This window comes from Undibacterium sp. Ji22W (genome assembly GCF_049340305.1).
Lineage (GTDB): Bacteria > Pseudomonadota > Gammaproteobacteria > Burkholderiales > Burkholderiaceae_D > Undibacterium.
Genome location: NZ_JBMPOU010000001.1, coordinates 255197 through 267788, shown reverse-complemented (window position 1 = coordinate 267788; position 12592 = coordinate 255197). Strand labels below are relative to the sequence as shown.

Genomic DNA, 12592 nt, shown 5'->3' with positions numbered 1-12592 from the left:
TCCTTGAACATTGCAAAACGTTTTCCCTATGTGTCGCTTCCCTCGAAATATGTCGGTTCTTGGCTTTATTCTGTTCGTCGCTTATTGCAATGAAATCGCAGTGGCACAAACATTACAGGCTGGAATTATGCGTCAAGACAGCACAGCCCTATCTGTTAAGGCGCACTTAAACACAGCACCAATGCTAGAAAATCACTCTGCAATAGTAAAAATCGAGTCCTTGGAATTCGACAACTTTGTCTATTTCAATCAGACTCCCGCATCCGCTGATCTCAAAAAATTGATTGCCTGGATCAGGGAAACTGGTGACAACCAAGAGTTTCCCTACCTGATTATTGATAAAGTCAATGCGCAACTATTGATATTTAATAGCAATGGTGAATTGGCCGGAACCACGCCAGTGCTATTAGGGATGACACACGGTGACCATTCAACACCTGGGGTTAATCATCGTAAACTAATGGAAATTTCACCCGGGGAAAGAATAACTCCAGCGGGTCGCTTTATTTTGGAATTTGGACATGATCTGCATGGCCAAGACATTTTTTGGGTAGATTATGATGCCGCGATTTCTATACATCGTATCTTCACCAATAATCTGAAAGAACGTAGAAAAGAGCGCTTACAAACATCAACGCATTTGGATAATCGGATCAGCTATGGTTGTATCAATGTCGAGAAAGAATTTTATGAAAATACGATACGCAAAGTATTTCAACATACTGCTGGTTACGCTTACATCATGCCAGAAGAAATTCCTTTAGAGCTGCCGTTCAAATAGAGTTAGCGACCAACAAAAATCCGCAAAACCAATCAATATTGAATAACCAAAACAAAAAAACCTTACCAAAGTTTAAGCTTTGGTAAGGAATTCTTGTACTTCAGTACTACCTGTTCAAATTACTTCAAACGCATATCATTTTTTACCGCTGTGACGCCTTTCACATTGCGCGCCAAAGAAACTGCTTTGTCGATATTTGCAGCGTTACTGACGAAGCCGCTTAATTGAACCGTTCCCTTAAATGTTTCCACATTGATTTCCATGGATTTTAAAGTCGGTTCATTCAAGATTTCTGATTTCACTTTGGTAGTGATCCATGAGTCATCGATATATTCGCCGGTGCTTTCTTGTTTCTTTGTCGCGGCACAACCTGCTAAAGCAACTAATGAACAGGCGAAAATGACCGCAGCGATTTTTTGAATTGTTTTCATATATTCTTTCTATTGAATTGAGTATTAACTGAGTTTAACTGAGCAATTAAAGCGTATTTAAAGCGTAGCTAAAGCATGGAACCATTGCACTGGTATCTTCTCGCTAATTTCGCAGCGCGAAACTAGCAGGAGTCCAGTGAAAAAAATTACTTACCGTACTTCTTTTTAGCACTCGCAACACATGCATCTTTTGCGTTGCCAGCTAATGCATCGCATTTTTCCAAGGCGACTTTGTATTCTGCATCTAGTTTGTCAGCCGCTTCATCTTTGCGAACTTCAATCACTTTCTTGTCTGCCTTAGCAGTGGCAATCGCCGCTACTTTGACGGATTTGGCTTTTTTTATGCAGACATCCTTGTCATTGCCAACCATGGATTTGCACTTCGCTTCATCCACTTCATAATCGGCTTCTGCGATTTTTTTGATCGCTGTAGTACGTGCGCTTAAGGTGTTATGAAAAACTGCGTAAGCGTTCTCTTCTAGATGCACGCGCGCAGCTGTTGCTTCTGCCTGGCAGATATCTTTTGGATTATCAGCCAATGCTTTACATTTCCCCGCAGCTATTTTGTAATCCGCATCCGCTTTCATTTTCGCGTTTTTGAAAACGGTGGCAGCATCGGGTTCTGCGGCAATGGCGTTAACGCTGAGGCCGAAAACACTAGCGCAGACCATTGATATCAGTAGAGTTTTTTTCATTTTTTCTTTCGTTATCAGAACAGTGAATCAAAGGAGTAGGCTTATTCGCCTGCACGGCTTAATACGTCAGCGCCAAATATAAATGCATCGACCTTGTCTTTATACCGACTTACAAAGACGTCCTCTGTTCGTTAGCTAACATAGTATTTATTACTGTCTGGGTGCGCTGCCGAACAGAAATCGCCACGGTATTTTTCTATTATCAGGAACCTAACCAGGAGTGATCATGAAAAAAACTACCTTACCTATTATGCTAATTTGTGTTGCCAGCCTCGCTGCTTGCGCCAGCAATGCACCCTATCAGACTTCACGCCCGTATGAAAATGGGCAAACGCAGTACGGCGCCCACGGCACCATTGAATCGATTAACTGGGTTGGTAACGATCGTCCCAGCAGCGGTGCAGGTGCGGTAGTCGGCGGTATCGTGGGCGCTATAGTCGGCAATCAAGTAGGTGGCGGAACCGGACGCGCCGTGGCGACAGTCGCTGGCGGTATTGGCGGTGCGGTCATTGGCAACAATTTAGAAAAAAATCGTAGTGACAACTATTATCAAATCCAAATTTGTATGGATGATGGCGGTCGTCACGTTGTACATCAAGACGATATTGGCAATCTTCGCGTTGGTGACAGAATACGTATCACTAATGGCCGGGCGTATTTACAGTAATTCCATCCAAAAATTTCGTGCATTATCACTTGCGCTAAGACTTGCATCAGAAGTTTTTCACCTTCAAGAACATAAAGGAAACCTATGTTATATAGCCTCGCCATTATTCTGATTGTCCTCTGGTTATTAGGACTTGTCAGTGCTTACACTCTCGGTGGATTTATCCACATTCTGTTGGTCGTTGCAGTAATCGTCCTGCTGGTTGGATTTATTACGGGTCGACGTCGTTTGTAGCCTAAGTCAAAATTGTCTTTCCCATTTTCACGAGTCAGCGGCGATTTGAATGCCATACCGGTCCTCACTATAACCCCCTAACTATTTCCCTCTAACTACTGCGGATATTATATGCAATCTCGAAGCGAATATATTGAACTCATGCGGCAGGAACTCGATGCCTTGGACATGCAATTACATAGGCTAGAACTTTCGGCTGCGAACCTCCAAGAAGATGCCCGAATTCGTTACAACTTGGAAGTCGACAAAGTAAAAATACAGTCTGCCCTCGCAAAAGAGAAATTTGCAAACTTATTGGATAGTAGCGAGGCTTCATGGAACAACATGGTCACTGAGACTGAAAAAATTCGCGATGCGTTTGTGAATTCCTTTCATTACTTCAAGTCTCAAATTTAATATTTTTTTCTAGAGATATCACCATGTCGCTCATCATTTTATTGATTTTAGTGTTGCTGTTGGTCGGAAGTTTTCCGGCCTGGCCGCATAGTAGAAATTGGGGTTATCGTCCAAGTGGCGCTCTGGGCATCATTGCTCTGGTGCTGATCGTATTGCTGCTCACGGGCCGCATGTAATTGACTGGCCAGAGAAGCAAATTCATATAACGACGATACGATACTATCGTCACCAACTAGAAAGTATTTCATGAACAAAGATCAAGCAAACGGCGCCCTCAAAAATATCGGTGGCAAAGTTCAACAAGAAATCGGCAAAGTCACTGGAAATAAGCAACAACAAGTGGCTGGCTTAAAAAATCAAATCGCAGGCAAAGCCCAAGTTGTTGTGGGCGATGCCAAAGCCGCGATTAAAGATGTGCAAAAATCGGCAAGTAAAAGTATGAAAAAGTAAGCGGATCTTTGACGAATATTAAGCTGTAAAGAAGAAAATTTAATGCAGCAGATTTAAAAGGGCAGCCATGTTTGGCTGCCCTTTTTCTTTATTCCGATTGCAGCATTTAATGAAACAAAAAATGAAACAAAAAATGAACCAAAAAAATGAACCAAAAAAACACCGCAATAAAAATATTGCGGTGGCTTGCAAAGATTGCAAAGGGAGATTTATTGAATGACGAGAAGATTTTACATTTCAACAGGATGGTAGTAGGTGTGTAAATTAGTCACCCAAACTTCATCCGCCATATTCGGCCAATGATCTGAGCTAAAGCCCGGCGCATTCTCAAAACGTGCCTTCGCCATGTCCATCGTAAAGCGTTTGTTTTTTGGATCTAAGGTGAGTGCACTCCAAGGCACTGCGAACAATTTTTCACCGAGCGTAAACACGCCACCCATCGACATCACCGCATAAGCGATTTTACCATTTGGTACATCCAGCATAATTTCTTTGATGTCGCCCAAATGTTCTTCTTGCAGATTATAGACATTGTCACCGATCAAGGTGTTGGCACCCATTAGGCGCGGACCAGGGCCGTATTCTTGACTATTTTTGTAAATACCTAACATGTCACGATTTTCATAATTCATCTTGTAACCTCATTGTGTTTAAGCGAAAGTGCTGATTCAGTTTCCACTAGATTGCACCATGTCTCGGTGCGCTTACGTACATAATTAAAAATAGATCAGAAAATATCACTAGTGCTACGCTGTCAGTGCTAATTTTTGTTGCAGCGGAAAAATCGTCGAAACACCTTGCGGCACTTCAAATTGTTGCTGCTTAACGAGACGATTCGTTTGCTGCAAATAATCTTGAAATTCTTTCGCAACTTCTGGATGTTTGAGGCCAAAAGCCACACTCGCTTTCAAATAACCTAGTTTTGAACCACAGTCATAACGTGTCGCTGCAGTCGTGTAAGCGAGCACTGGAAAATCCTTCAACATGGCCGCAATCGCATCTGTTAATTGGATCTCGCCACCTGCACCCTTGCCTATGTGCTCAAGATAGTCAAAAATCTCAGGTGAAAAAATGTAGCGCCCAACGACACCCAAGTTCGATGGTGCGCAATGCGGCTGAGGTTTCTCGACAATGCCAGAGATACGATGCAAATGCGGATCGGCGAAGTGGGAAACTATACGGCTGCTTTGTTCACTATTTTCACCCCTGTTTTCTCCTCTGCTTTCTCCTCCGCTTATTCGACTATTGAGGTTCGTATGTGAATTGCCAAAAATTTCTGGGCTAAACTGATCAGCGATACTCACAATCCCATATTGTTGTACGAGGTGATGTTCCACTTCTTGCACCGCCACCACGCTGGAGCGATGGGCATAATATTGCTGTGCCATTTGCGCAATTGCTGACGGATAGCCAGGCTCGGCGTCCATCAAATCATCGGCTAACAAAACTGCAAACGGATGGTTCCCAATGACTGGGCGTGCACACAATACTGCGTGCCCTAAGCCTAATGCGGCAGCTTGTCGGATATAAATACAGTGGACGTTCTTAGGGATCACGTTTTGTACCAAGTCGAGCAAGGCCTGTTTACCAGCCGCTTCCAGCTCCGCTTCGAGCTCATATGCGGTATCAAAATGATCTTCAATAGCGCGCTTATTGCGGCCAGTCACAAAAATCATTTCTGTGATCCCCGCCTCCACCGCTTCTTCTACCGCGTATTGAATTAAGGGCTTGTCAACGACAGTTAACATTTCTTTGGGTTGCGCCTTGGTCGCCGGTAGAAACCTACTACCTAGGCCCGCTACTGGAAACACCGCTTTTTTGATCTGCATTTTTTACTCCTGGTTGACGAACTTCCACGATTAGATCGATTCGCATCGTGTGTCGTTGGATAGTCGGTAGCTCGCCTGAGCAAGCTCGTTGCGACTCAATTTGACTGTGTCTAAATTGGTGCTGGTATGTTTCCCGACCGCCAGCCCCGGTAGTTTGATAGCTGCAGAGCTTATTCAATTGGCGTTGCAATTTCGGTGCGCTATCCCACACACGGTTTTTCTGTTAGTTCGCACTATTACTTCGCTCTATTACTTCGCACTATTACTTCGCACTATTACTTCGCACTATTACTTCGCACTATTACTTCGCACTATTACTTCGCACTATTACTTCGCCCAAGCAAACGATTGGGCAATGTGCGTTAGCGCACTGTCTCTAAAGAAAAACATCAGTAGCCTGACTCTATGGTCACCGATTTGTTTTCCGAATTATTGATAAGACCTGCTGATTCGGATTTATCTATCCGTTTTCAAATCGCATTCAAACCTCCATTCAGAATTGAGAAAAATCATGTATATACTCACCGAACGTCGCCGTCATCATCTGCAATCAAAACATGGTATGCAGGCGCTTTCTTTACTGGTGTCGAGTCTGTTTCTACTAAGTGCAAGTAACTTTGCCGTAGCGCAGAGTCCATCCGACAATTACCAGGATAGAAACGAAAGAAACGAAAGAAACGAAAGAAACGCAGCGCCACGGATCCAGACGTTTTATGTGGACGAAGTAAGACGACTGGCGGCTGGTGTTGATCTCAATTTCAGTATGTACGGCACACCAGGTGGTCAAGCTAGCCTGCGCATTGCTGGTGCTAGCCGCAATCTCAATTTAACCGAAGTCGGGGTAGGCGAATACGAAGGTACCTACACCATCAGCGCACGCGACAGAATTGCTGCACGCAGTCAAGTTACTGCTAACCTGCGGGTGGGCAATTTAGTCAGCAGTGAAGTCTTAAATGAATCCTTGCAAATCGGCGTTGGTTACCATCCAAAAAATGATGTATCTGGTAACTTGGTCATAAAAAACTTCCGCTTTGATGCTTCTGAAGATCTTGATCCGGGTAGCAATTTATCCTTCTATCTCAGTGGTAATCCCGGTGCACGAGTCGAGTTGGCGATCGGCGGTGTGCGTGGAAAAATATTAATGTCTGAATCTGGTAGCGGTGAATATGCAGCGAATTACATCATCCGCAGTCGCGATCAAATAACACCACGCAGTGACGTGATCGCCTATTTGAGCTTGCGTGATCGCACTGTCAGCCAGCACTTAGCACAAGGCTTAAGCGGCAATATGTCGCAAGCAAAATTAAATGCGCCGGCCAAGAAAAATACTTGCTATAACTGCGGACGAATAGAAGCGATTAATATTATCGAAACCCGCGGTGAAGGCGGCTATTTGGGAACAATCGGCGGCGGCCTTGCAGGCGCTTTAATTGGTAGCCAAGTTGGTGGTGGCAATGGTCGCACCGCTGCACAAATTGCAGGCGCGATTGGCGGTGCCTATGCGGGACGGGCGATTGAAGGCAATAGCCGAAAAACTAGCCATTTTGAAGTCGTTGTGAGACTACAAACTGGCGCGACGCAAACCTTAAGTTTTGCGAATGACCCGGGCTTACATGTCAACGATCAGGTCAAAATTGATAATGGTCGATTAATACGCAATCCTTGATTTTTTGCACGGGCGCACCGCGCACCGCACATTGCGCCCGTACAGCAACTTTTTGACATTCCCTTATTCACATCAACAGCCATCAGAAAGCCTACTATGTTGCCTGCCATCGCTCAAACTATTCGACCTGCATTTCGTCACAATGACCATCGGTCAAAAGAGCTTTGGTCTAGCGTTCAGGAAGTATGCGATCTATTGCACATCAGCCGACCACAAGATCTAGACGAAGACAACTGTCGCTTTCAACACGTACGATTTAAGGCTGGACAGACTGTACATCTGAATAATGATCCTTTAGAAAATCTCTTTCTAGTCAATTGTGGTTTCCTAAAATCTTCGATGACCGATGACCTTGATAAGGAGCTGGTATTAAGTTTTCCGATGAAGGGAGATCTTATTGGCGTAGACAGCATTCATCGGCAACATCATCAATCACAAACGATGACTCTATCCGATTGCGACATCATCTTGTTGCCCTACTCTTCACTGCAGGAATTGTGTCAAAAATCAGAACAATTTGGGCATGCTATATTGCAGATCATGAGCCGGGAGATTGTGCGCGAACGCTACATGTTAGGAGTACAGCGCAGTCTGAGCGCGGAAGCGAAAGTCGGCCGTTTTTTATGCATGATGGGAGAGCGGTATGCGCAACTTGGGTATTCTTCGCGCCGTTTCAATTTAAGAATGTCACGTAATGAGATCGCTAATTATCTCGGTGTTGCGATCGAAACTGTCAGCCGTATACTTTCCGAATTTCATCGTCTTGGTGTGATCACCGTCAATCAACGTGAGATTGTGATTATTGATCCGGTTTTTTTGAGTGATCTGTTAAAGTTTTCCTCAACCAAAGAGCGTGCCGGTGATAAGAACGTGCAAAAAGGTCAGCCCAGAACAACTAGCAAATTCGTCGGAACTGCGCATCAACAACCGGTGATGGCACTCGCTTAGTACCAGTGCCTGCTCCTCCTAGCATCCCAACACGGGTAAGGCAATATCAACCATACGTGATCAGGCAGGCGCTGTGTATCAATCGAAAAAGCAACTTAAGCCACAACGTCGTTCTCTCTGCATGAGTATTGAAAACATACTTACTGCAGAGGCGCTCGACAAGAATGCTCACGCCAAACCTAAGCCCTTAAGGAAATTCGGTGTTTATTGTGCCTTCGCCAGCTGTTGCTCTTGCAGCACATTGGCGCCCCACGCGGAAGTACATTGGCAAGAACGATCGCAATTAACAACACAGACACCAGCGCCAGAGTCCCCACCACCGACAATGATCAATAATCATGCCGACAATAGCGCCAAACTTTCTGCATCAAAAGCAGTCAATCATAGTTCGCCTGGCAGCCCAAAGACTGAACTGATTGTCAAAGACGCGCAGGGACAATTGACGAAAAAAGCCAGCACCACATTGTTAAAGAAACGTTGGCAGGGGTCGTATCAAGATCTGCGCACACTGGCTATCTTGGAACAAACAGTCACTGGAAATCCTTTAATCGACGGCAATCAAATTACCTTGTTGCATGATGGACCGCAAACGATGGCGGCGATGATTACAGCAATTAAGGCGGCAAAGAAACACATTCATTTAGAAACCTATATATTCGACCAAGATCCACTGGGGAAGGCGTTTGCAAAACTATTGATGGAACGTCAGGCAGCCGGTGTGCAAGTAAGAATCATTTACGACAGCGTTGGCACACTCGGCACACCTCAGGCATTTTTTGATGAGCTCAGTGCAGCCGGTATAGAGTTACTCGCCTTCCATCCTTTCAATCCTGTCGTCGCACTCAGCGAAGCAGTGCCTTGGTCACCGAACCAACGCGATCATAGGAAATTATTAGTGGTAGATGGGCAAATCGCATTTACCGGAGGAATAAATATCAGTAATAGTTATGCGACTAGTTCCCTATTCAGGTCAAGTCATCGCACCAATCCTTCTGTGGGCTGGCGTGATACTCACATACAAATAATCGGACCGGCAGTCGCGGCGGTGCAGTGGGTGTTTTTAGATACATGGTTAGAGGAAAAAAACCTGAGATTTTCAGAGTTACCAGTCGCCGACTTTTTTCCGACTTTACAACAAAGCGGAACCCATCTCGTACGGGTTTTAGCAAGTGGACCACAGGATAACCAAGATATTTATCAAGCCTATTTATTAGCGCTGAATCAAGCCCAACATCGCATTCACATTACCTGCGCCTATTTTGTGCCAGATAAAGCGATTCTGGCGGCCTTAGGCGCGGCAGTAAAGCGCGGGGTCGAAGTGAAATTGATACTGCCTGGCGTGAATGACAACGACTTAGTTTCGCAAGCTTCAAAGTCGTATTTCACCGAGATGCTGGAACAAGGTGTGCAATTATTTCAACTGAAAGTAGCGGTGCTACACGCGAAAACGGCGGTGATTGATGGTCAATGGTCTACTGTTGGTTCGACTAACATTGATACTCGGAGTTTTTTACATAATCGCGAGATTAATGTTGTGGTCTACAGCACCGCCTTCGGACAAGAAATGGAAAGCGCATTTTCGGAAGACTTGCGATCGTCTACACCAATCAGCGAAGAATCGTGGTCGCAGCGTCCCGTACTTGACCGCGTTAAACAATGGTTTGCGCGGCGTCTGGCGTATTGGCTTTAGTAATGGTTTTAGTGTCGTCTATAAAGCGTAGCCATTCAGTCACGAAGAGGCGACCATCTCTTAGCATCTCTGAGAAGAACCAAAACGCATACACGTCATACCAGATCAAATTCGGCTTGGCTTGGCTTGGCTTGGCCACCAATGTTGTTTGTATTAAATTTGCCTTTGGCTGAACAATTACCTCGATAATAATTGCATTCAATCTCATGCATAAAAAAACGGCGCTCAATCGATGTATTGAGCGCCGTTCAGTTGTAAGGCCTATTTACTTCTTAACGGTCATGTGATTCACAACAGTGACCACACCATCCACGGTTTTCGCAACATCTGTCGCATGGGAAATTTGCGTTTCGCTGTCGACATAACCACTGAGTTGTACTTCACCTTTGACGGTCACAACCGACACTTCACGGCTTTTCATAATCGGATCAGCCAGCATCGCTGCCTTGACGCTAGTAGTAATCACTGTGTCGTCAATTTTGTTGCCCACAGATTGAGTACCATCTTTCAAGCTCAATTTATTATTCACATTACGCACACCCATCACGGCTTTCGCGACTTCGACGCTTCGGTCCATTTGTGCCTGCGTATCGACAAAACCACTCAGCATGACATCGGCTTTAAAAGTTTCGACTTTTATATCCAAGCTTTTAACATATTCGTCAGCCATCAATGCAGATTTTACTTTGGTGGTTAACACCGCGTCATCCACCTCTGTGCCGATTGTGACAGACGCCGCAGGCGCGACTGGTTCTGTGGATCGGTTGCATGCAGCCAAACTGCCGAGCGTTAAGCTGACAGCCACGATGCCAAACAGTAAGTTACTGTTTGCAGTTTGTTTGATGTTCTTTTTTTGTGTAGGGAGTGCAGTCATGATAAATCCTAATATTGATATGAAGTGGAATGAATAAAATAGAGACCTGATGGATCGTGTCGAACTTATCGACGGCGACCGATAATCACGCCTATCACTAAGCCGACACCGACCGCTGTGCCGATCGCACGCCACGGATTTTCTTTGACATAGACTTCGGTACAATCACTTGCTTCTTTTGCCGAATTGATGACGCTGTTCTGTGCTTCATAGAGCTTTTTACTTGCAACTTCTAAAAGTTCCATCCCGCGCTTGATCGCTTCGTTTGCTTTTTCACCGGTAAGTGTTGTTGCTTCTTCAAATAACATTTGTGCATCCTTAACTAGTTCGTTGAAGTCCTGAGTAACAGCTTGGTAGCTGCTATTAAATTTATTCTTAGCCATTTTGTGCTTTCTGAGTTTTTACGTTTCTGCAATTGTGAGGATTAACGCGGTGCGATCTTGCCGCTGTCATCTGACAAAATAATTTCTACGCGGCGATTCAAGCGACGTTCATCGGCAGTCTGGTTGCCCGCAACCGGAAACGATTCTCCATAACCACGACTACTGACACGATCGCGACTGACACCCATACCTTGCAAAGCATTTCGCACGGCTTCACTACGACGCTCGGATAAGGCTTGATTGTGGGCATTCGTTCCAACGCTATCGGTAAAACCTTCAGCCAGCGCCATGCGCTGCGGGTTTTGCTGTAAGACATCGGCTAATTTTTGGGCAATTCGCATGCCTTCTGGTGACAAACGCGATTGGTTGGTATCGAATAAAACATCACCAAAGGTAATCACAATCCCACGTTCCGTTTTTTTCGCTGCTAACTCAGCCAACTGCGCTTCAAGTTTGGCTGTCTTCGCTTGCGCTTCTTGCGCTAAGCGTTGCGCTTCCATGGTTTCGTTTTGCGCAACTTTCGTTGCCTGCTTGGATTGTTCCGCATTCAATTTCGCCTGATCCGCCGCCAGCTTGGCTTGGTCTGCCGCTATCTTTGATTGGTTAGCTTCTTGCGTACGCTGATCTAATCGCAATTGATCGCGTTGCTTGTTACTATTTTGTACGTCAGCTTCTGCCGACTTTTGCTTGGCAACTTCCTGTGTGGTAGCGATTTTTTGCTTTGCCAGATACGCGAGTGAATCGATTTTTTGTTCGCTGTCTTTGTTCAGAGCAGATTCATTCGCAACCGCTAACGCTTCGCTAGCTTGCTTCATTTCTAATGGTGCGTAAGTACCGACGGCAGGATTATTTTGTGCCATCATAAAATCACTGCGGGTTTGATCAAGTAATGCAGTTGTTTTAGGGGTCGTGCTGCAAGCGCCTAAGAGCACACTGATAGCAATGGCGATGGGTGTCATGACGCGGGTTAACGATGTTTTCATAAAAATTCCTTATTATTTTTGGATAATTTGTTAAACGAATTCGATGGATGCAAATCAGGTGAACTAGTCAGCCTATTTGCGCAAGGCGTTTGCACGATTGAATTCTTCACGCATGATACGAATATCTTCTTGCAGCGCATCGGCCGCAACTTGTGCTTTTGCGGAACTCGCTTTGCTTTGTGCCAGTTTGGCATCGACTTGGGCCTGGTTCGCCAACTCTATCGCCAATGGGTAATCTTTGGCCGCCATTGCCGCATTCGCTAGGCGCATTTTTTCACGGGCTGCATTCATTTCTATCGGCGCAAATTCTGCACCGCCAGCGCCGACTGCGTTATCAACCGCCGCTTTTGATACCGCGACATCAGCGGTCGCCGGGGTTTTCATGCTGCTGCAACCAGCCATCACGACCAACAATAAGATAGTGAGCGGGCTGAACAATTTTTTTAGATCTTGGTTCATCGTGTTTCTCCAGATAGACGGTAAGTACAATAAGCAAAGTGCTGTACCGTTATAAGCGAGAATGCGCGACAGTTCTGTTCGCTGGCGAACTTAGCTTTCAGTGGAA

General features: G+C 45.2%; 17 protein-coding genes. 9 read left to right on the top strand and 8 right to left on the bottom strand.

The annotated features are described in order from the left end of the window. The first annotated feature begins 100 nt into the window (after positions 1–100). Positions 101–781: a L,D-transpeptidase family protein gene (locus tag ACO0KW_RS01075; RefSeq protein WP_423049800.1), complete on the top strand. Its 681-nt coding sequence runs from the start codon at positions 101–103 to the stop codon at positions 779–781. Positions 782–900: 119 nt separating this feature from the next. Here ACO0KW_RS01075 and ACO0KW_RS01070 read toward each other — a convergent pair whose 3' ends face one another. Then, the gene (locus ACO0KW_RS01070; protein ID WP_423049798.1) at positions 901–1212 is read right to left on the bottom strand and encodes a BON domain-containing protein; all 312 of its coding nucleotides are present in this window, start codon (positions 1210–1212) and stop codon (positions 901–903) included. A gap of 146 nt (positions 1213–1358) precedes the next feature. Next, entirely contained in the window at positions 1359–1907 is a 549-nt protein-coding gene (locus tag ACO0KW_RS01065; RefSeq protein WP_423049796.1) for a hypothetical protein, read from the bottom strand. 226 nt (positions 1908–2133) lie between these two features. Between ACO0KW_RS01065 and ACO0KW_RS01060 the strand changes: the two genes are divergently transcribed. From ACO0KW_RS01060 to ACO0KW_RS01040, 5 genes are all read left to right on the top strand, one after another. Then, entirely contained in the window at positions 2134–2574 is a 441-nt protein-coding gene (locus ACO0KW_RS01060) for a glycine zipper 2TM domain-containing protein (RefSeq protein ID WP_423049794.1), read from the top strand. 84 nt (positions 2575–2658) lie between these two features. After that, positions 2659–2808 carry a lmo0937 family membrane protein gene (locus ACO0KW_RS01055; RefSeq protein ID WP_423049793.1) on the top strand — a complete coding sequence of 50 codons (150 nt, stop codon included), beginning with the start codon at positions 2659–2661 and terminating at the stop codon, positions 2806–2808. A 111-nt stretch (positions 2809–2919) separates the two neighbouring features. Beyond that, on the top strand, positions 2920–3204 hold the full coding sequence (locus ACO0KW_RS01050) for a hypothetical protein (protein ID WP_423049791.1): 285 nt from the start codon (positions 2920–2922) through the stop codon (positions 3202–3204). A 23-nt stretch (positions 3205–3227) separates the two neighbouring features. Continuing rightward, the gene (locus tag ACO0KW_RS01045; protein ID WP_423049789.1) at positions 3228–3380 is read left to right on the top strand and encodes a DUF3309 domain-containing protein; all 153 of its coding nucleotides are present in this window, start codon (positions 3228–3230) and stop codon (positions 3378–3380) included. Positions 3381–3450: 70 nt separating this feature from the next. Further along, positions 3451–3654, top strand: a complete 204-nt coding sequence (locus ACO0KW_RS01040) for a CsbD family protein (protein WP_423049787.1) — start codon at positions 3451–3453, stop codon at positions 3652–3654. 230 nt (positions 3655–3884) lie between these two features. Here the strand turns inward: ACO0KW_RS01040 and ACO0KW_RS01035 are convergent, their stop codons facing one another. Further along, positions 3885–4286 (bottom strand): PRC-barrel domain-containing protein, encoded by a 402-nt coding sequence (locus ACO0KW_RS01035; RefSeq protein WP_423049785.1) that lies wholly within the window; start codon positions 4284–4286, stop codon positions 3885–3887. Between the two features lie 114 nt (positions 4287–4400). Continuing rightward, positions 4401–5483, bottom strand: a complete 1083-nt coding sequence (locus ACO0KW_RS01030) for a UTP--glucose-1-phosphate uridylyltransferase (protein WP_423049783.1) — start codon at positions 5481–5483, stop codon at positions 4401–4403. 511 nt (positions 5484–5994) lie between these two features. Between ACO0KW_RS01030 and ACO0KW_RS01025 the strand changes: the two genes are divergently transcribed. The 3 genes from ACO0KW_RS01025 (at position 5995) to cls (ending at position 9787) form a co-directional block, all read left to right on the top strand. Continuing rightward, positions 5995–7149: a glycine zipper 2TM domain-containing protein gene (locus ACO0KW_RS01025; RefSeq protein ID WP_423049781.1), complete on the top strand. Its 1155-nt coding sequence runs from the start codon at positions 5995–5997 to the stop codon at positions 7147–7149. A gap of 96 nt (positions 7150–7245) precedes the next feature. Beyond that, positions 7246–8097 carry a Crp/Fnr family transcriptional regulator gene (locus ACO0KW_RS01020; RefSeq protein ID WP_423049779.1) on the top strand — a complete coding sequence of 284 codons (852 nt, stop codon included), beginning with the start codon at positions 7246–7248 and terminating at the stop codon, positions 8095–8097. 73 nt (positions 8098–8170) lie between these two features. After that, complete coding sequence (cls, locus tag ACO0KW_RS01015; RefSeq protein WP_423049777.1) at positions 8171–9787, top strand: cardiolipin synthase; 1617 nt, start codon at positions 8171–8173, stop codon at positions 9785–9787. Positions 9788–10052: 265 nt separating this feature from the next. On the opposite strand, the gene ACO0KW_RS01010 is transcribed toward cls, so the two are convergent. From ACO0KW_RS01010 to ACO0KW_RS00995, 4 genes are all read right to left on the bottom strand, one after another. After that, positions 10053–10661 (bottom strand): BON domain-containing protein, encoded by a 609-nt coding sequence (locus tag ACO0KW_RS01010; protein ID WP_423049775.1) that lies wholly within the window; start codon positions 10659–10661, stop codon positions 10053–10055. Positions 10662–10726: 65 nt separating this feature from the next. Then, on the bottom strand, positions 10727–11044 hold the full coding sequence (locus tag ACO0KW_RS01005) for a DUF883 family protein (protein WP_423049773.1): 318 nt from the start codon (positions 11042–11044) through the stop codon (positions 10727–10729). Between the two features lie 41 nt (positions 11045–11085). Further along, positions 11086–12027 carry an OmpA family protein gene (locus tag ACO0KW_RS01000; protein ID WP_423049771.1) on the bottom strand — a complete coding sequence of 314 codons (942 nt, stop codon included), beginning with the start codon at positions 12025–12027 and terminating at the stop codon, positions 11086–11088. Positions 12028–12099: 72 nt separating this feature from the next. Further along, on the bottom strand, positions 12100–12486 hold the full coding sequence (locus tag ACO0KW_RS00995; protein WP_423049769.1) for a DUF4398 domain-containing protein: 387 nt from the start codon (positions 12484–12486) through the stop codon (positions 12100–12102). Between the last annotated feature and the right edge of the window lie 106 nt (positions 12487–12592).